This window comes from Pyrobaculum calidifontis JCM 11548, assembly GCF_000015805.1.
Taxonomy (GTDB): Archaea; Thermoproteota; Thermoprotei; order Thermoproteales; family Thermoproteaceae; genus Pyrobaculum; species Pyrobaculum calidifontis.
Genome location: NC_009073.1, coordinates 252,898 through 270,246, shown reverse-complemented (window position 1 = coordinate 270,246; position 17,349 = coordinate 252,898). Strand labels below are relative to the sequence as shown.

Annotated in this window: 18 protein-coding genes and 1 pseudogene; 13 read left to right on the top strand and 6 right to left on the bottom strand. The window is 60.2% G+C overall.

Annotated features, from left to right (window positions below; translation table 11 throughout):
- The first annotated feature begins 16 nt into the window (after positions 1-16).
- The 10 genes and pseudogenes from cas10 to PCAL_RS01420 all read left to right on the top strand — a co-directional run bounded on the left by cas10 (position 17) and on the right by PCAL_RS01420 (position 11,209).
- Positions 17-2,824: a type III-B CRISPR-associated protein Cas10/Cmr2 gene (gene cas10, locus PCAL_RS01460; protein WP_011848966.1), complete on the top strand. Its 2,808-nt coding sequence runs from the start codon at positions 17-19 to the stop codon at positions 2,822-2,824.
- The gene (locus PCAL_RS01455) at positions 2,821-3,654 is read left to right on the top strand and encodes a CRISPR-associated Cmr3 family protein (protein ID WP_011848965.1); all 834 of its coding nucleotides are present in this window, start codon (positions 2,821-2,823) and stop codon (positions 3,652-3,654) included. The genes cas10 and PCAL_RS01455 overlap by 4 nt, the downstream gene beginning before the upstream one ends.
- Positions 3,651-4,820, top strand: coding sequence for a CRISPR-associated DxTHG motif protein (locus PCAL_RS01450; RefSeq protein ID WP_011848964.1), 1,170 nt, complete (start codon positions 3,651-3,653; stop codon positions 4,818-4,820). The genes PCAL_RS01455 and PCAL_RS01450 overlap by 4 nt, the downstream gene beginning before the upstream one ends.
- 1,475 nt (positions 4,821-6,295) lie before the next feature.
- Positions 6,296-7,567 (top strand): AAA family ATPase, encoded by a 1,272-nt coding sequence (locus tag PCAL_RS01445; protein WP_011848963.1) that lies wholly within the window; start codon positions 6,296-6,298, stop codon positions 7,565-7,567.
- Positions 7,564-8,079 carry a hypothetical protein gene (locus PCAL_RS01440; protein ID WP_193322795.1) on the top strand — a complete coding sequence of 172 codons (516 nt, stop codon included), beginning with the start codon at positions 7,564-7,566 and terminating at the stop codon, positions 8,077-8,079. The genes PCAL_RS01445 and PCAL_RS01440 overlap by 4 nt, the downstream gene beginning before the upstream one ends.
- The gene (locus PCAL_RS01435; protein WP_011848961.1) at positions 8,076-8,633 is read left to right on the top strand and encodes a hypothetical protein; all 558 of its coding nucleotides are present in this window, start codon (positions 8,076-8,078) and stop codon (positions 8,631-8,633) included. Before PCAL_RS01440 ends, PCAL_RS01435 begins: the two co-directional genes overlap by 4 nt.
- A 135-nt stretch (positions 8,634-8,768) precedes the next feature.
- A complete protein-coding gene (csa3, locus tag PCAL_RS01430) occupies positions 8,769-9,434 on the top strand; it encodes a CRISPR-associated CARF protein Csa3 (RefSeq protein WP_193322794.1) in 666 nt (221 codons plus the stop codon).
- 526 nt (positions 9,435-9,960) lie between these two features.
- Positions 9,961-10,717 (top strand): annotated as a pseudogene (cas4a, locus tag PCAL_RS01425) (type I-A CRISPR-associated protein Cas4/Csa1).
- Positions 10,717-10,812, top strand: coding sequence for a CRISPR-associated protein Cas4 (gene cas4, locus PCAL_RS11750; protein WP_406626756.1), 96 nt, complete (start codon positions 10,717-10,719; stop codon positions 10,810-10,812). The pseudogene cas4a and the gene cas4 overlap by 1 nt, the downstream one beginning before the upstream one ends.
- On the top strand, positions 10,796-11,209 hold the full coding sequence (locus PCAL_RS01420; RefSeq protein ID WP_193322793.1) for a CRISPR-associated endonuclease Cas1: 414 nt from the start codon (positions 10,796-10,798) through the stop codon (positions 11,207-11,209). The genes cas4 and PCAL_RS01420 overlap by 17 nt, the downstream gene beginning before the upstream one ends.
- 100 nt (positions 11,210-11,309) lie before the next feature.
- Here PCAL_RS01420 and PCAL_RS01415 read toward each other — a convergent pair whose 3' ends face one another.
- Entirely contained in the window at positions 11,310-11,585 is a 276-nt protein-coding gene (locus tag PCAL_RS01415; protein ID WP_011848956.1) for a hypothetical protein, read from the bottom strand.
- A gap of 33 nt (positions 11,586-11,618) precedes the next feature.
- Here PCAL_RS01415 and cas6 point away from each other — a divergent pair, with 33 nt between their 5' ends.
- From cas6 to PCAL_RS01400, 3 genes are all read left to right on the top strand, one after another.
- Positions 11,619-12,371, top strand: coding sequence for a CRISPR system precrRNA processing endoribonuclease RAMP protein Cas6 (gene cas6, locus PCAL_RS01410; RefSeq protein ID WP_011848955.1), 753 nt, complete (start codon positions 11,619-11,621; stop codon positions 12,369-12,371).
- A gap of 222 nt (positions 12,372-12,593) precedes the next feature.
- Complete coding sequence (locus PCAL_RS01405; protein ID WP_011848954.1) at positions 12,594-13,490, top strand: hypothetical protein; 897 nt, start codon at positions 12,594-12,596, stop codon at positions 13,488-13,490.
- A 39-nt stretch (positions 13,491-13,529) separates the two neighbouring features.
- Positions 13,530-14,366 carry a hypothetical protein gene (locus PCAL_RS01400; RefSeq protein WP_193322792.1) on the top strand — a complete coding sequence of 279 codons (837 nt, stop codon included), beginning with the start codon at positions 13,530-13,532 and terminating at the stop codon, positions 14,364-14,366.
- A 121-nt stretch (positions 14,367-14,487) separates the two neighbouring features.
- Here the strand turns inward: PCAL_RS01400 and PCAL_RS01395 are convergent, their stop codons facing one another.
- From PCAL_RS01395 to PCAL_RS01375, 5 genes are all read right to left on the bottom strand, one after another.
- Positions 14,488-14,982 (bottom strand): PaREP1 family protein, encoded by a 495-nt coding sequence (locus tag PCAL_RS01395; protein ID WP_011848952.1) that lies wholly within the window; start codon positions 14,980-14,982, stop codon positions 14,488-14,490.
- A gap of 65 nt (positions 14,983-15,047) precedes the next feature.
- Positions 15,048-15,590 (bottom strand): PaREP1 family protein, encoded by a 543-nt coding sequence (locus tag PCAL_RS01390; protein ID WP_011848951.1) that lies wholly within the window; start codon positions 15,588-15,590, stop codon positions 15,048-15,050.
- A 79-nt stretch (positions 15,591-15,669) separates the two neighbouring features.
- Positions 15,670-16,434, bottom strand: coding sequence for a hypothetical protein (locus PCAL_RS01385; RefSeq protein WP_011848950.1), 765 nt, complete (start codon positions 16,432-16,434; stop codon positions 15,670-15,672).
- Positions 16,435-16,529: 95 nt separating this feature from the next.
- The gene (locus tag PCAL_RS01380) at positions 16,530-16,736 is read right to left on the bottom strand and encodes a hypothetical protein (RefSeq protein ID WP_193322791.1); all 207 of its coding nucleotides are present in this window, start codon (positions 16,734-16,736) and stop codon (positions 16,530-16,532) included.
- Between the two features lie 65 nt (positions 16,737-16,801).
- Positions 16,802-17,344, bottom strand: coding sequence for a PaREP1 family protein (locus PCAL_RS01375; RefSeq protein ID WP_011848949.1), 543 nt, complete (start codon positions 17,342-17,344; stop codon positions 16,802-16,804).
- Between the last annotated feature and the right edge of the window lie 5 nt (positions 17,345-17,349).

Genomic DNA, 17,349 nt, shown 5'->3' with positions numbered 1-17,349 from the left:
TTAATTTTTCCAGTGTATGGACTTGCGCGAGTTCTTTTTGACAAAGGCGTACGCCCTCTTCCACGACCCGCCCGACAAAATGTGGGGGCTAAAGGGCCACGAGGAGCGGGCCTGGGACATGTTCAACAAGGTGCGCCGCGGGAGCCCGCTAGACGGCGAACTGCCGGAGTGGGCGAGGGAGGTGGTCAAGCTGGCGGACCGCATGGCCGCCTCCATGGACAGATACGCCTTCTACTCGGGGGGCGGGGAGGGCGTGAAGTACGACAAGCTCCACAACCTCTTCAACCCACGCCTGTGGCGCGCCCTCGCGCCGCCGGACCCGGGGAAAGTCGCCGAGTACGTCGAGAATCTGGGCGGCCGAGTGAGGGCGGCTAAGGGGCCTAGAGAGGCGTACCACGTCCTCTACGCCCTATTCGAGGCCCTGTGGATTGACGAGGGGCTTGGGCCAAGCCTCGCAGACCCGAGGGCCCCCACCCACGACGTGTTTGACCACTTGTACGCGACGGCCATGGTGGCCAACTGGCTCCTCGCCGGGGGCAAGCCCTCCGGCTACTTCGTCACCTTAGACGTGCCGGGGGTGCAAGACTTCGTCAAGGCTGGGAGAAAGGCCGGCGACATTTGGGCAGGTAGCTGGGCCTTGTCCATGGCGGTGTGGCTCACCGTGTGGCCCTTTGCCTGGGAGTACGGCCCCGACGTGCTCCTGAGGCCCACGGCGAGGCTCAACCCCTACTACTACGCCTTCGCCGCCGCCCGGGGGCTGGGGGTGGAACACGGCGTCTTTGCCAAATTGCTGTCCCCCTACGTCAAAGGAGAGTCGTTTTACGACTTGGTCAACTTTGCCGTTGTCCAGCCGCTGATTGGGGAGAGGGCCCAGATTGTCCTGCCGCCGTACCGCGTCGAGGGGGACAAAATTGCCAGCTGGGGCGGGGCCGAGGAGGTGAGAGAGGCTGTCCGAGACAGGTTCAAGAGGGCCGTCGAGTGTCTAACCCATTTCGCAAAGGGGCAACGGGGCGCGGGGGATGAGTACTGCGAAGACTTCTTCAAAGTGGTAGAGGAGGGGCGCGGAGAGGGAAGAGGCGGAGGCGAGGTGGAAAAAATTGCGGCATGGTTGCAGAAGTACGCAGAGCTTAGGCTCCCGCTGAGAGTGGAGGTGGTGGACGTCGGCGCTGTGTATGACAGCATAAAGTGTCCAAGGGAGGTGGCGAAGGCCATAGAAGAGGCGTTGGGGGACGGCGAGGAGCGCTGCAAAATCCTCTTCCTCTTCGACGCCGTATTGAGAGGGGGGAGGGAGGGGACAAAGCTCGTGGAACCCCAGAGGCGCAGGTTCATCCCCACGCGAGGCCCCTGGTTTAAGCCGGGCGGATACGACGACCTCAACCCCCACTTCAACTTCCCACTAGACCCAAACTGGAGGGTCTGTAGTCTCTGCGGCTCTGAGCCCGCCGTCGTCGGAGTGAGGAAGGTGGCGAGGGAGGGGAGGGAGGACTACAACGAGGAGGACTTGAGGCGGATATCTGCAGAAGTGGGGATAGAAGTGAGTAGACTGAAGAACCACTTGCGCAAAGTGTTGCGGCCCGGCGAGTACCTAGGCCCAGTGTGCTTGGCCAAGAGGCTGATATACCTCAGAGCCGCCGACCGGGAGCTCATAAAATTTGAAAGCACAGAGGACGTGGCAGTGGTAAAGCTGGCTGAGAGTCACGAGCAACACTATGCAGAGTTAGATAGAGTACAGGAGTGTGTTAAGGTGGTCAACTATTTGAGGACAACGGGGGGCAGAGACCTTGAGGTCATTTGGGGAAACCCAGAGGCCATGAGACGGGACTGGGACAACTGCTTTAAAAAATTCGGCAGGCTCCGGGGGGTAGAGAGACTCGTGAGAGAGATCTTTGGCGTAGAGGGGGACGTGGGGAAGGCTGTTGAGGAGTTCGCGGGCCCCAGGCTCTTCTACGCGGTGGTGAGGGCGGACGGGGACAGCGTTGGGAAGTTGCTGGAGGGCCACCTCCCGGTCAACTGGTATGGGGCGGTGGCGGAGGTGGTGGAAGGCGTGGGGGCGGAGGGCCGCGAGAAGGCGCTGGAGGTGCTCCGCGCCGTAGAAGAGCACATGCGCTCCTTCGGCGTGCCGCCCCCCGTGGTGATTACCCCCACCTACCGCGTGGCGGTGAACCGCGCCATGGTGCTCACCTCGCTGAAGGACTTGGCCACCACGGAGAAGCACCGCGGCCTGTTGATATACGCCGGCGGCGACGACGTAGTGGCGCTGTTGCCCGTGGAGACTGCGCTAGACGCCGCCGCGGAGTACAGAGAGAACTACTGGGGAGAAGGGGGCTTCCACATTGTGGACAACTACCCCGTGCCAGCCCTGGCGGCGTATGGGAGAAGCACGGCGGTGCGCTTCGTCCACCTAATGGACCTAATGTCTGAGGAGCTTGGGAAGTCCTACCACGACCTAGAGCACTTGGCCAAAGGGGGCAGGTGGGACTGCTTTGAAAAAGACTCCCTTACGATCACCAGCTCGAGGGTTGAGGCAAAGGCGGTCCTCCCCTTTAGGCGGCCCAGAGAGGCCGTGGAGAGGCTGAAGGAGCTCTGGCTCCTCATGGCCCTTGGGCGCCTCAGCAAGAACGCGCCCCACGACCTCGACGCCTACGAGGATCTGAAGAGGGACTTAGCCGCGTATTTAAAGGCGTGGCGCTACGCCCTAAAGAGAAACGCCAGGGAGCTCTCCCCCGAGACTCTAACCCGCCTCCTCTGCTTCATTGAGAAATACGGCGCAGAGGCAGGCGAGGGGCTGAAAGAGGCCATGAAGATACTCAGGAGGTTGCCATGATCGTCAAAATTAGGCTTTTGGAGCCCATCCACGTCGGCGCTAAGCAGGTCAGCGGCGTAGACGACATAGGCGCAGACGCGGTGTATGCGACCATCATGCCCAGCACGGCCATAGGGGTGTTGGCCTCCCTGGCGGGGGTGCGCGGGGGAGACCCCTTCCAGCTCTGCAGACAGCTCTGGGGCCCCCTAGTGGAAGTGGACGGGCGCCTCTACTTCCAAGCCGCGTCCTCCCTCTACCCAGTGGAAGAGGCGGGAAGGTACATCGCGGCCGCCAAGGGCGAGGGGGAGCCCCCCAGGGCGAGGTACGAGGTAGTGGAGCTGGAGAGGCCGGGGGTCCGCCTTAGGGACAAGGTTGTGCAAAACCTCTACTACGCCAAGTACCTGTGGGTCGAGGGGGCGAGAGAGGTGGCCTACCTATACTACGCCGACTGCGAGGGGCTGAAAGGCGGCGTGGAATGGGTGGGAGGCGAGGGGAGAGTGGCCGTGGTAGAAGTGCAAGACGACGACAAAGTGGCCCCCAAGCCGTGTAGAGAGGGGGTGCTCCTCTCGCCGCTGCTCTTCTACGCCGATTGGCCCTACGCAGAGGTGGGGAAAAGCGCAGGAGTTGAAAAATCGGGGCTTGAAAACGTGGAGGAGGTCTACGGCGTGTTGGAGGGCGGCAGGGCGAAGGTCAAGTCGACGTATGTGGGCCTTGGCTACAGCCTCAGCTTGAGGCGGAGGAGGGCCATATACCAAGCGTTGCCCCAGGGCACGGCCCTTAGGCTCAGAGAGCCGGCCCCCTCGGCGGGGTTGCACAGGGAGAGGGGCTATGGCAGTCTGCTGTGCCCGTGAGGCTCTTGGTGGCCACGTGGGGGAGCCCGCTGACGTGGAGGAGGGCCAGGTACACCGGCGTCCCGCCGCTTAACTGCCCAGAGGGCCAGACCTTCACCGACTTGCCCTGCTACAGGGGGGTTGTGGACAGAGTCGTGGTAATAGCCCTGGACAGCGCCGCCGCGGCGGCGGCCCCTCGCGCCCTCGTGAACGAGGACGCGCTGAACTGCGCAAGAGAGGCGGGGCTGTCGGTGCGGGAGCGGGGCGGCGACGTGGAGATCTTCCCCGCGGCAGAGGACTACCGCGAGTGGAGGAGGGCAGTTGTGAACTACGTCAAATGTGTCGCCGAGGCGTCTGGGGGCGGGGAGGTGGACGTGGTGGTGGCGCCGGCGGTGGGGAGGCTTGGGATGTGTAGACACGTGTTGAGAGACCCCAGGGCCTTCCTCTCCATCTCTCTGGCAGAGCTGTACGCCCTCCTCGGAGGCGAGGCGCCCAGCGAGATATACTTAGACACGACGCACGGCGTGAACTACGCCACCACGCTGGCGTACGAGCTCGTCCACATGCTGGCCTCGCTCGCTGTGGCGAGGGGCGCGGCTGAGGCGAAGGTCCAGACCTTCAACGCCGTGGAGGCGGCCGGCGGCGAGTACGAGGTGGCCAGGGTGTACCAGGCCAACGTGAGGAGGATAGACCTCGCCGCGGCCAGGGCAACCGGCGGGGCCTCGGGCAAAGTACTAAGGGCCCTCGCCCTGGCAGCGCCCCTCGCCGTCTACTACGCCTGCAGAGAGGCAGAGCCGCCAAAGGCGGAGGAAGTCGTCGAGAGGTTTGTCCAAGGCGTAAAAATACGCGCGGCGGAGGAGTGCGCAGTGGAAAAGCCCGCCGTAGAGCCCCCCGAGGTGGTCTACGGGATGTTGCTCGCCTGGGAGGTGTGCAAGGCTGGTTGGAGCAACGTCGTCACCGAGATGAGGGGCGACTACTTCAGGAAGTTATCCCCCCTCTACGAGACCCTGGTAAACGAAGAGCTCGCCGCGTTGAACAAGCTGTTGACAAAGAGACCGGCCTACTGCGCGCCGTACTACGCCTTCAAAAACGTAGGCCCAGAAAAGTGGAAGAGGCAGAGAGGTTGCAAAGGGGGCAAATCACCGAGCGCGACATACGGAACTTCGCCGCGCACGCCGGCCTCCTAGACGCCGCGGTGAAAATATGCCCAGGAGAGAGAGGCCCCACGCTGGCCTACACCATCGACATAGACCAAATACTAAACCACGAAGTGGTCAAAAACTACATTTAACACAAACCATTACCTACGCCCCCTACCCCTCGGCCAATCCCTCATAACCTAGCTCGACCACACGTGTTTCCACTCCTCTGGAAATTCTCCGTTTAACAGAAGAGAGGAAAAGCGAATTTTGTCACCCCCATTGGAGATTCTCCCTCAAGAGGGCGAGCTCAACTCCCTTATAGCAAGGAAGATCAAGTTTCTACCCCCATTGTGGATTCTCTGGCTTTACATATACATCTCGCTTACCCGGGGTAGAAGAAAGTTGCTTTCTACCCCCATTGGGGATTCTCTCTCAGTTTGACATGGACATTGAACAAAAAATCGTCGAATTCGTGTTTCTACCCCCTTTGGGGATTCTCCGGGACCTAAGAGATTTTGAGGTACTGTTCTGGTACGTCAAGCTGTTTCTACCCCCTTTGGGGATTCTCCGCTCACGTCCTCGGCTCTTGTGGTTTTTTAAGTTTTTCCCTTGTGAGTGTGGGAACAGTGCGTCGCTTTCAGCCCCCGCTTTACATACACATATGCCCGCAGTCCCGCGTTGTGGCCCGCCATTCTTCTCGACGCCACTATCGTAGATGCCGTGAAAAGCGCGTCATTCTTCGCGCGAGAGGCGGATCGGCTAGTAGCGCAGGATATGTGCGCGCATTGGAGGCTATGGGCAAAAGGGGAAGAGGAGTAAAGGCTTAAGGGGATTGCCGTAACTTAAATCAGCGCACAGTAGCCAGGGCGACTGCCAACTCGCGGATGTTCAAGTCGATACAAGTAGGGTATTGGGTCTGCGGAGAAAAGTTTATCTAGATGCACAATAGTCTACGTGGAGAGGGGGAGGGGAGGGTCAGCGAGCCTGGATTCAGGCAGGTACCCCTTGCCAAGCCTCTCATCATCCCCTCCCCCAATGAGTTTTCCCAAGAGATATAAGATGATGTCGCTACTGTTCAATCTCTTCTCTCTCCAAAGAGGTTAGCCAACTTCCTCGGGCAGAAGCACAGACGCATGCCACCGTATAGTAGACGACGGCTTAAAACAAGATAAGGTGGAAATGAGTGGGGTCGCTGAAACACACGTCTTCCTCGGACTTTACAGCCGCCAGTGGCCAGACGGCGCACTACGGCGTAACGCGCCGTGTCGATTGAACAATTCGATGTTCATTATTGTACAGTCTTTGAATCCCGCTTTTGGAAATGCGCGCCAGCAGATTAAAGGCGTATCTAACCCGGCGGGATGGGAAACGGCGCAGAGATTTCGGCTTGGGGACGGATTCTTGCGTGTGTAAGCTTAAAAGGTCTCTGGATTGAGGAGCTATGGTGTGCACGAGTGTTGCGTGTAATAGCGCGGCTGAGTGCAAGAGGGGGGTCAAGGCGGCGCTCGGCGGGTGGGATCATGTCCGCTAGCGCCGTACAGCTTGTCAAAAGGCTTGTGGTACAGGGCTTTAAGAGGGTGGAGGGCGAGGTGGAGCTTGAGCTGTCCGGCTTGACGGTCCTCTATGGGCCTAACGCGTCTGGCAAGTCCAGCATCTTGTGTGCGTTGCAGAGGCTCCTCCACTACGTCTACGGCGTGCGGACCGCCTGTCCCCAGGAGGTGAACTATTCGGCAAGGACTCTCAGGGTGGCGGGCCTGGTGTGGGTGCCCGGCGGCTACGTGGAAGTGGAGTACGGCGCCGAGGTGGACGACTACCGCGTAACTAGGCGCAGGTGGTTCCGCGTCGGGCCCCTCGTGGCCGAGTTCTTCGAGGGCTCCACGTACGTGAAGTGCGGCGATAGGAAAATCTCCATCTCCTTCGCCCCCTACGTCGCCGAGGGCTCCCTCTTCTCGCGCGAGGCGGTGAGAAGTGGGGGGTTGCTGGGCGACGTGCTGAGGGAGTGCGGCCCCTTCGAGGTCGAGGTGTATGAGCACAGCGGGGCAGGCGGCGAAATAAGCGAGAGTGTGAGGATTGAAAGGCGCAGACACGCCCTGAGCTGGCTACGGGACGCCGTAGTTAAACATGTAAAGGTGGATGAGGGCGTCTACGAGGAGTTTGGCTGGAGGCCTCTGCAATACATGGCCGAGACCCTCGTGCGCCATGTGCGCCCGCCGGCAACGCTGGGCGCTGTTAGGCAGAGCGTGGCTGGGCTGGCGAAGTACGGGGTCCGCGCCTTGGACAAGTTCAAGGAGGACTTGGGGTATGTTTTCGGCGAAGAAATAATAGACATAGCAATCGACGTCAGCGTTGAACCCGCCTCCCACGGCGGCGAAGAGATAATAGAGATAGCAGCCGACGTTGAGCTCGTTTTTCGCGGCGGCGCGTTTAAGCTGAGACAACTCAGCGACGGCATGTTACATGTCGTGAACACCCTGGCGGAGGCCTATTCTGCGGTGTACAGCTTGAAGGAGATGAAAAGGTGGGGGATTGAACCGCCGCCCCCGTTGCTAATCATCGATACGCCTGAGTTTAACATACACGTGGACTGGCTCTACAGGCTTATGGAACTCCTCCTGGACCTCGGCGTGCAAGTTATCGTAGAGACTCACAGCGGCCTCCTGCTCGCCTATGCGCTAAAATATGGCGTTGCCTACTATGTAAAAGACGGAAAAGTGAAGATGCTTGACGTGAAGAGTCTCAAGGACATCGAGCTCTTCCGCAGCGAGTATTGGGCATATCAACAAGTGACATGATGCAGAAGCTCGACGTAGACTGCGAAAAGCAGAACGCTTGTGAACTGGGCAACGACATGGAGCCAGAGGACAGGGAGTGTGGACTCAACAAAGGGAGACTCCTTCAAATACTAGAACTACTCGAACAAAGATTGGCAGAATTGAAAATTTCAACCAATACGGTTGTATACTTATGCCGGTGCGATAAGCCTCAAAAAGAGCCAGCCTTGCCTCCGTGTGGACGGCGGTACATCGGCGAAAGTTTCGATTTATTCCTCTTGATAAGGGATAAGAGGGGTAGGAAGGCGTGTATATGGATCGAATGTAGAGTCGGCGAAAATGTGGCTTCTATAGTGTCTAGGCTGGTTCAGAAATTTAACCGCTACAGGACTCTGGGAAACGGTGCAAGTGAAGCTTGTTGTGGTAGGGGAGCTCATGCTTCGGTGTTGTTGACGGTGGCAACTAACACGAGCGAGCTAAAGAAGAAGCTTAAAGATAATGGGCTAAACGAGGTCCTCGTGGTGGGCATATGATATACATCTGTTTTAAAGATGAGGAGAGGTTGGGGAATTTCTTGTCTTCGCTGGGGCCTTACGGTGGGGAGTGTGGCGAGGCGTCTGAGGAGGGGTTGGAGGTCCGCGTCTTCGAGGGAGTTGCGGTGGTGGTGGAGAGGTGGGGTGGGGCTTGCGTCTCTCTGTTGCCCTGCGAGGCCTATCTGGGCACTGGCTTCTACGACCTGGGGGTGGCGGCGGAGACGGCCGCGGCTCTTCTGCCGCGGTTTAGGGAGCTCGCGTGTAGGCTGGCGGGGCTCGGCGCCGTGTTTATAGCGCTGGGGGAGAACGTCTTGGAGCCCCTCGACGACGTTGTCCCAAGGCAGCCCCTCCCCCACGGCCTCTACGCGCTGTATATCGGCTCGGAGCCTCAGGGGTCTATGCTCTACCGCCTATTAACATACGCCTTGTCCTACGGCCAGTCGCTTCTATTACTCCAGCTACCCCTGGTAAAAAAGGATCTGGGCAGCGCCCTCAGAGACCTCTGCGCAGAGGTGGTGGAGGAGTGCGGCGGAGTCCTATGCCTTAGACAGTGAGCTGGCCTCTAGCGCAAGCATCAGTCCAGGGATTTCGCTATCACCCTTCAGCGCAGTACAACCGTCATTACGGCGACCGATAAGAATTTGCACACACTTTTTCCTCTTAAAATAAATTTAAAGCTATACACAGCCGTGCGTCTCCTCGTGTTTACCCTCGGCTTTGAGGAAAAGTTTGCCATAAGGGCCTTCACGAGGAGGGGGCTAGACGTGGGGGACAGAATCCTCCTCGTAGCGGCGAGGCCGGCCGCCGACAGAGTGGTAAGGGCGTACAACACTCTGCGGGAGTTCGTCCAAAGGTACTACGGCGGGGGCGTCGAGATTGAGCTCGTCGAAGTGAACGTGAGAGACTTCCCGGGCGCCGTCTGTGAAATTAGGCGGCGCGTCCTTGAAAAAGCCGGCGGGGACGTGGTGGTGAACCTCTCGGGCGGGCCGAGGGCCCTGGTCTTGGCCACTTACGCGGCCGTCCAGCTCCTCCCCGACGACGTGGCAAAGAGGGTTAGAGTGGAGGTGGAGTTCGAGGATGGGACCTACCTCGTGGAAGTACCGCTGTGCGCTGTGTATGCCCAAAAACTCGCCGAGAGGCTCGGCGAGGAAAAACTCGCCGTCTTGGAGAAGCTGGCCCAGAGGGGGGTGGCGACGGCGGAGGAGCTGGCAAGGGAGGTAAACCTAGACTCCTCCACTGTGAGGAGGCACATACGGCGCTTAGAGGAGTTGGGCTTAGTCCAAGTGCTGAGCAAGAGGCCCCTTAGGGCAGAGCTAACACAAGATGCTAAGGTTATAACATGTCTACGCGAATGAAGTACAGCTGTAAATTATCGCTTTCAAGTCCGTACGGCTTTACTACTTCGTTATATACTTCTTAGAACTTCCGCTACCGGTGAGATCAGCATCTGTTTACGTCTAAGCCTTTCTACCCCCTTTGGGGATTCTCCGTGACCGTTGGCGTGGACTCGCCCACCGCCGTCTCGCTCTACCTCTTTCTACCCCCTTTGGGGATTCTCTTTTGGAACGCCTCGGAATTAAGGCGTATATCGTGGAGTATAAGTTTCTACCCCCATTGGGGATTCTCCGCTCACGTTTGCGGCTCTTGTGAGTTTATAAGTTTTTCCCTCGTTTTTGTGGGAACGGCACGTCGCTTTTGACCCCCTCTTTACATACACACATATCCGTTTGCCCCCGTTGTCGTACGCCATTCTTCTGGGGGCCTCTTAGACGGACGCCGTTGTAAGCGCGCCATTCTTCCGCCGTTGGCACATTTTTGTATGTTTGTAAAGTTTGACATATACATATACAAACGGTTTTATAGTTGGGCGTTCTGGGGGGTATGTTTCGGGAGTTGAGGTGGCTCAAGTCGGTGCGGGTGGAGGTGTCTGAGGAGCTTAGGGGGTGGCGCTGGGACTCGCCTCCTGTGGCTCCGCCTCCTCTGGGGGTTAGAGTGTCGGTGTCGGAGGTCGGGGGTGGGGTGTGTGAGACTAGGCGGGACGTGTACTTGAGGAGGGTGGGGGGCGTCGAGGGGCGGCCTTCTCGGGCTGTGAAGTATGGGGCGTATATCCACGAGGTGTTTAGGCTGTCTCTTAAGCGGCTTCGTAGGCTTGTTGAAGATGGTGTGGCGTCTGGGTGGGAGCTTTTGCAGGCGTTTGACGCTGAGGGTGTGGCTAAGGATGCGGCGGCCGCGGCGGAGTTTGAGCCTGACGTGAGGGGGGTGAAGCTGGCTAGGTGGCTGGCGGTGCAAGTGGCGGCGAGGGTGGACGAGGTTAGGTCTAGGTCTCACGTGGATGGGGACTCTTTGGCGGCTAGGGCCGTTCCCCTGTGGACTGAGTACGTGGTTGACGGGAGGCCTCTGGGCCTTACCTACGTGAGGTCCGACGCCTTGGCCTACGACGTGGTGGTGGAGGTGAAGGTGGGGCCCGCGGCGTGAGCTGGCTGTGGCTGGCTACGCCTTGGCCCTGGAGGCGGATGAGGAGATGCCTATGGAGAGGGGGCTTCTGCTGTACGTCCACGTTGACGACGTGGTTAAGGCTAAGCCGGTGGTGGTTGGCGACTCGCTGAGGAGGCTGTTCTCCGAGGAGGGGGCTCGTTGATGGAGCTTGTGTCGTCGAGGTGCGACCCCGGCCTTGCGCCTAGGTGCCCGGACTCATGTCCCTTCTTCGCGTACTGCCATGGAGCTGGTAATTAAGAGCTGGGGGGTCTACCTGGGCTTTTCTAGGGGCGCGGTGGTGATTAGGCAGAGGGGCGGCGGCGAGAGGAGGGTGCCCATTTACCAAGTGGATAGGATTTGGATTTTGACGGGGGGCGTCGCCATTTCCTCCAAGCTTCTTAGGGTGTGTGCCAGGGTTTATCGACGTGGTGGTGTTCGACGGGATGCCGCTGGCGCGGGTGTTTCCGCCGAGGGTAACGGCGCTGTTTCTCATTGGGGTCGGTGCGAGGCGTATTTCGACGGGCGGGGGTTTGAGCTGGCTCGTGGTATATGGGAGTGTCGCTTATCGGTTTGGGGCGTCGGAGAGGTGTTGTGTACAATGGAGGGGCCGTGTGGGGGGCTGATGGACGCCGCTGGAAAGTGTTTGGGGGCGTAGGTAGCGTTAGGTTTTTTAGGCGCCTCGTGAACAGGGCCGTGGGGATGGTCTCCCTTTCTGACTCGTGATGTGGCCTACGTGCCGACTGTTAGCTAGCGCCTTATTGCGTCAGTTCTGGGGGCAGACGTGGGGATAACTGACACAAATGCCTTTGCCGCCTTTTTACGCGGGTCCGTACGTCGTCAGTGGGCACCTCCACGGCGTGGATAGACGACACGCCCATTCTCTTGGCCACTCTCTCCAGCTCTGACACAGCTCCCCTTACCCTCTCGTGGGAGGGGTTCGCGTTGGAGAGCCACAGCTCTTTGACGTTGTGGCGGCTGAGTGCGGCGACGACGTGTTGCCACTCGAAGCCTAGGGCCGGGATCTGCCTCATGGACAAATATAATGTAGCTGTTTTTAGCTCTACGTGATTTGGATTTTGCGCGTGGAGCTCCGCCTTCTTGAGTCCGTGGTCTTTAGGCGCTTCTCCGGCCTTGCGGCTAGGGCAATCCTCTACTGGCTAGTTGGCGGGAGACACCACGACTCGCCTGGGCCTAAGCCCCTCTCCGCCTCTCCCCTCCTCCGCGGGGGAAAGCCCCTCTTGAGGGGGTCTAGGGTGGAGGCTGGGGAGGTTGTCTCGGCGCGCTTCGCCGTGTTGGGGGAGTACGTGGGGGAGGCCGTGGCTAAGCTCAGCGAGGTCAAGGTGGAGGGGGCTAGGGCTGAGGCCGTTAAGGCGGAGGCCTGGCCCCTCAAGGTGGGCGGCGACCCCCCGCCCCGCTTTACCCTAAGGTTCTTGACTCCGGTGAGGTTTAAGAGGGGGCGCGTGTTTGACGTAATGCCGGCTCCCCACAACCTTGCCCTCTCCGCCGGCCTTCACGCGGCCAGGGCCCTCGGCCCCTCCTCGCAGGAGGTGCTGGGCTTCTCTGCCACTGAGGGCCTTGTGAGGAGGGTGGCGGCTTGGGCCTACGGCTACGTGGCCGTGGCCAAGGCCTCTCTCAGAACAGCCGTGGTGTACGCCGACGGGGCGTCTCAGGTGGGGGCAGTGGGCTGGGCCACCTACGAGGTGAAGGGGAAGAGGAGGGCGCGCCACTTTTGGGCCTTGGTGCAGTACGGCGCGGCGGTGGGCTTCGGCGACGGGAAGACCTACGGCCTGGGATACGCCGAGCTTTCCTCTGGGTAAGGCTTTTAACTCGCAACTCTCACTATTTCGTGTGAGTCGACGAGGGGCTCTTGGGCAAGGGGCTTTGCAGCACTGTGGTGGACTTCGCAGACTCGTCGAGCGGTGCCCCGGAGCGGGCGTGTGGCAGGGCGGCTTGGCGGCTGGGGTTGCGCGGAGGCCCGCCGTAGCGGTGTCCTGCGAGGAGGCGTTTGTCCAGCCGCTGGGGGCGGGGGCCCGCGTTATATGACGGCGTACTCAGAGCAGGGTGAGTGGGTGGACGAGTGGGTTTTCATCGTCGGAGTAGAGCACCCGGGGGAGGCCCTTCTGGCTGTTGCCTTCCTCGTCCCCGGCCTCGCCGTGCTTTTCGCCATTGTGCACCCAGTGACGTATGCAATTGCCCTGGGAGTCTTGGCGTATGTTCTGTTCAACGCGGTGAGGGCGGCGCGGCTGTGGGCTAGGGCCAGGGGCCTCGGGCTCGCCGTGTGGAGAGAGAAGCTGTTGTGCACTCCCGGCTTTGTCGAAATTGGGCTCTCGGGGAGGGCTTCGTCGCTGTGGGCGAATTTTGAGCCGCTTGGGGGGCCTAGGTATGAGTGGCCCGAGACGGGGAGCTACGTCGTAGTGGCCTCGGGGCAGTGGATATACATAAGGGCGCCTGGGTGCAGAGTGGAAGAGGGGCCCTACAGGGGGATGGTGGTGGGCGTGATAGACCCGGAGAGGGCCTATACCCTTTCCGCCCGGCTGTCCGTCTCCGCGCCCCATGGCGACTACGCCAGAGCCGCCGTGAGACCCGCGGGGCCAGGCTTGGCGGACGTGGCGGTGGAGGCTTGGCTTGTCAAGGCGAGGGCGGCCAGGCTTGAGCTGATGGTGGAGACGTCTATGGGAGCGCACAGAGTGACATTAGCCGAGAGCAGAGGTGGGACAGCGGAGAGAAGGGTGGATTTTAGAGGCTTCTACGGGCGCAGGGTGGTCGTGGTGGCGGGGACGTCCCACGCCTGGTCGCTAGATTTGCCCGCCGAAGGCGTGGCGGGGCTTGGCTGGGGCCCCAGCTACAAGCTCAGACTCGTCCTCGACATGCCCGCGTCTCGGGACGTGACAGTAGAGGAAGAGGTGACTCCACAGCCCCCGTGGCTGGACGCCTAGCTTGGGGTGAACTTTTTAAAGGGTGGCGTGACCGTGGGAGTGGACGTGGTGGTGATAGGGGGTACGCGGCCTTGGTACGCGCTCTTGGTCTTACTGGTGGTGGTGCTAGTCGGCTTCGCCAAAGGCGGTCTCCTCGCCGTGGCCATCATGACGCTCATAGTGGGCCCGTTGTTTGGGTGGGGTTTGTGGAAGTGGCGCCGGGCCGCACGCTTTGTCCAGTCCCGCGGCTGGGAGTCTGCCAACTGTGCGCTGGGCTATGTGGAGTTCTTCTACTTAAGCGGGGGGAGGAGCTCCCGGGGCTGGGCGCGTTTTACTCCCACGGGCGGCGTGGTTAGAGGCTTGCCTAAGCCGGGCGAATACGCCCTTGTGGCGTTCGTTGACTGGATCTACGGCAGGGCGGCGGGGTGTAGAGTGGAGGAGGGGCCCTACAGAGGCTTTATGCTCGCCGTGTTGGACCCCGCCATGGCTAAGTCTGCGTCGGGGGAGCTGTTCATTTCCACGCCTCAGGGCGACTACGCCCGCGCCGTTGTGAGACCTGTGGGGCCCGGCCAGGTGGAGGCCGTGGTGGAAGCTTGGCTTGTCAAGGCTAGGGCCGCGAGGCTGGAGCTAGTGGCTAAGACCCCCGAGAAGACTCACAAGATGAAGCTCGCCGAGAGCCGGGGCGGCGCAGTCCGCGAGGTGGTAGACCTCCGCGGACTCGCAGGGCCCAAGGTGGTGATAATAGCCGGCACTCCGAGGGACGAGGCCCTCGACCTCTTTAGAAACGGCGTCGCGGGGCTGGGGCCTGGCCCGGCCTACGCGCTGAGGCTCGTCTTAGACGTGCCGCTGGCTCGCGACGTGGCCGTGGAGCAGGAAATTACGCCGACAAGCTTTTAAAATGGGGGAGAGTGAGAGATGGGTTGGACGCCCGCCAGCGGCGGTGGGATGAAAAACCCGCCCGCGGCCGAGCTTACACCCCTTTAAGCTCCTCCTTCAACTCGCCGATAAGTCTGTCACACTAGCCGCAGGCCCCCTTCAGCTTTTCGACATATTTGACCACTGTACGGAGAAATGTGGCAATTTCCATCGCCGCCTCCTCCCTAGACCTAAACTTGCTCAACGCCATGTCCGAGTCGGGACTGTGGTGCTGGTAATCGTGTAGAGACAGCGCCACAAAGGTAGCGCCAACCACGTCCTCATACCCAACTTCTCTCAACATCTGCGAGAGTGCGACCACTCTGCTAGTGGGCACCCTCGGCACAGCCCTCTCCTCTAGCCAGCGCCGCTCCTCCTCCGTCTTTGCAACGGCCTTCAACCGCTCAAGCTCAAGCTTGAGAAGAGCGGTGAGTACGGCCTTCCACGCTTGAAAAGCCTTACCCGCCGCATTACGGGTGAGCCTGCGTTTGAGAAAGTCGATAGCAAGCTTGGTCTCTACCAACGCTTCGAGTAGGCTGGCAGAGGCGTAGTCGGCAGATGTGGGCTTTGGAAGTGGCCTCTCTATTGCCAGTTCCATAACTATCGTCCATAGTATGCCCTAAATAGTTTACGCCATATAGTTGTCTCGGCAGTCTAGTAGAGCTAGAGTTCTTCCACTAGTGCCGCGTAGGCTCTCTCGTGTTCCTCTGTCCACGTGACGCGGTTTTTCAACGTCTCTGCATACTGTGCCACTGCCTTGGCCAACTCCCTAATGGCTAAGGCAGCCTCTTCCCGCGTACGATAAATGCTGAGGGCCATGTCTGGATCTGGCCCGTGGTATTGATACCCGTGGATGCTTAAGGCGTGGCTCGTTATAAACACGACATCTTGGTAGCCCAGCTCTTTCAACATCTGCGAGAGGGGTATCATCTTCGTCGTAGGGACGCTGGGCACTGCTCTTTCTTCTAGCCAGCGCCGCTCCTCTTCCGTCTTGGCTATGGCCTTGAGTTTGTCCAGCTCTAGCTTTAGGAGCGCCGCTAAGATGGCTCTCCACGCCTGGAAGGCTTTACCCGCGGCATTGCGGGTGAGACCTCGGCGCAGGAACTCCAATGCCAATTTGGCCTCCACCAACGCCTCAAGAAGACGGGCTGAGGCGTAGTCAGCCGACGTGGGCTTTGGAAGTGGGCGCTCAATTGCCAGTTCCATGGCTCTTTGAGTGCCACATGTTAAATAGGTTTTGATGAGTCAAAAGGTCTGCGCTTAACGCATAGTGGCTTGCTCTGTGCTAGTGGGCGTGGCCCTGTGTCAGCTTCATGGCTGTGACTGTGTTTAGTGGGTAGTTGGAGAGACAGTCTACCCTCTTCACCTCAACGGCGGTGGGCTTTGCCAGCGGCAGTGCGCGTCTGCCGCGGGCGGGGTGGGAGGCGGCGATGTACTCCTCTGCGTATATGAGGCCGAGCTCCCTGACTGTGTCTAGTTCGAGCTGGAGTTCTGCGAAGGGTGCCTCTACGCCTAGGACTGGCCCCACGCCGAAGTACTCAACTGCGTAGTCGCCTACGTCAAAGCGGTGGACGTCCCTCGGGGCGTTCTCCAGCGCCTCGACCACTTGCCCCTCTAGGAACTCCTCGGAGGGCTTGTACTCCACAGTGCACAGTCCCTCGTCCCCCACGCTGCTACACTTCAGCTCTACCTCCCCTTCGCCCAAGTCGCCGAGGTCTACCTCTTCCACGACGCCTCTCAGCGCGTTTGTCAAGGCGTCTATGTCTATGCCCGGGTCTACGAAGGGTAGCGACACCTTGCCCTTATAAGTCTCAACGTACAACCCCAGCTTTCTGAGTCTCTCCGCTATGCGCTGGGCCGCCGTCTCTCTGGCGGCCACCTCAAGCCCATAGGCCAGCCTCCTTACCACCTCGTCGACGTACTTCTGCCTCTTGCGTATACACACCACGACCTCCCCCAGCAGTCTGACACAGCCTTTGGCCGGGGGCGCCCCCAGCGCCGCGTCGTAGGCGTAGCCTAGGAACTTCCTAAAGCCAGCGTCGTCGGCCACTTTGACGATGAGTCAGTTTACCTCAAGGCGCCTTGCGCCCGGCACTCTAAATGGGCAGTGGACGTAGTAGGCGGAGACTCTCCCCAGGTCGGGGTCTAGCCAGATGAGGTGCGCCTCCTCGGCCACACGTCGAGTTTGACGCCTACGAAGCTAGGCGCGACTACCACCATCCGGAGCGGCTTCGCCATCTTCAACACCGCAGAGACGTCGACGCCGAGCCCCTTCAACGCGCCCTCGTCCCCAGTAAAGAGGTAGCGCACAACGGGCCGCAGCTCGGGGGCCACCACGTCCTCCAAGTCCATAAAATGGCAAAAACCCAGCTATAAATACGCCACCTGAGGCGCTGGAGCTTGGGCGCAGGGGCGAGCTACAGTTCCCCCACCAGCGCCTTGTAGGCCTCCTCGTGCTCCTTAGTCCACGCGACGCGACTCTTCAGCCTCTCGGCGTACTCAGCCACCACTTCTACAAGGCTCCTAATGAAGTAGGCCGCCTCCTCCCTCGTGCGATATTTGCTAAGGGCCATATCCGGATCTGGCCCGTGGTACTGATAGTCGTGTAGGTCCAGCGCCAAGCTCGTCCACGCAGGCACTTCCCGATACCCCACCTCCTTCAACAGCTGGGAGAGAGACAGCATCTTCGTGGTGGGCACTCTTGCCACCGCCCTCTCCTCTAGCCACCTCTTCTCCTCTTCGGCCTTGGCTAAGGCCTTGAGCCTCTCAAGCTCAAGCTTGAGCAAAGCGGCGAGCACAGCCTTCCATGCCTGGAAGGCCTTTCCAGCCGCGTTGCGAGTAAGGCCGCGTCTGAGGAAGTCGAGAGCTAGCCTAGCCTCCACAAGCGCCTCAAGAAGGCGGGCAGAGGCGTAGTCGGCAGACGTGGGCTTTGGAAGCGGCCTCTCTATTGCCAATTCCATGGTTC

Bases quoted from the DNA above. Each gene is read 5' to 3' on its own strand.
- cas10 (WP_011848966.1), top strand. From the start codon at position 17: ATGGACTTGCGCGAGTTCTTTTTGACAAAGGCGTACGCCCTCTTCCAC.
- PCAL_RS01455 (WP_011848965.1), top strand. From the start codon at position 2,821: ATGATCGTCAAAATTAGGCTTTTGGAGCCCATCCACGTCGGCGCTAAG.
- PCAL_RS01445 (WP_011848963.1), top strand. From the start codon at position 6,296: ATGTCCGCTAGCGCCGTACAGCTTGTCAAAAGGCTTGTGGTACAGGGC.
- PCAL_RS01440 (WP_193322795.1), top strand. From the start codon at position 7,564: ATGATGCAGAAGCTCGACGTAGACTGCGAAAAGCAGAACGCTTGTGAA.
- PCAL_RS01435 (WP_011848961.1), top strand. From the start codon at position 8,076: ATGATATACATCTGTTTTAAAGATGAGGAGAGGTTGGGGAATTTCTTG.
- cas4 (WP_406626756.1), top strand. From the start codon at position 10,717: ATGGAGCTTGTGTCGTCGAGGTGCGACCCCGGCCTTGCGCCTAGGTGC.
- PCAL_RS01420 (WP_193322793.1), top strand. From the start codon at position 10,796: ATGGAGCTGGTAATTAAGAGCTGGGGGGTCTACCTGGGCTTTTCTAGG.
- PCAL_RS01415 (WP_011848956.1), bottom strand. From the start codon at position 11,585: ATGAGGCAGATCCCGGCCCTAGGCTTCGAGTGGCAACACGTCGTCGCC.
- PCAL_RS01405 (WP_011848954.1), top strand. From the start codon at position 12,594: ATGACGGCGTACTCAGAGCAGGGTGAGTGGGTGGACGAGTGGGTTTTC.
- PCAL_RS01395 (WP_011848952.1), bottom strand. From the start codon at position 14,982: ATGGAACTGGCAATAGAGAGGCCACTTCCAAAGCCCACATCTGCCGAC.
- PCAL_RS01390 (WP_011848951.1), bottom strand. From the start codon at position 15,590: ATGGAACTGGCAATTGAGCGCCCACTTCCAAAGCCCACGTCGGCTGAC.
- PCAL_RS01380 (WP_193322791.1), bottom strand. From the start codon at position 16,736: ATGGACTTGGAGGACGTGGTGGCCCCCGAGCTGCGGCCCGTTGTGCGC.
- PCAL_RS01375 (WP_011848949.1), bottom strand. From the start codon at position 17,344: ATGGAATTGGCAATAGAGAGGCCGCTTCCAAAGCCCACGTCTGCCGAC.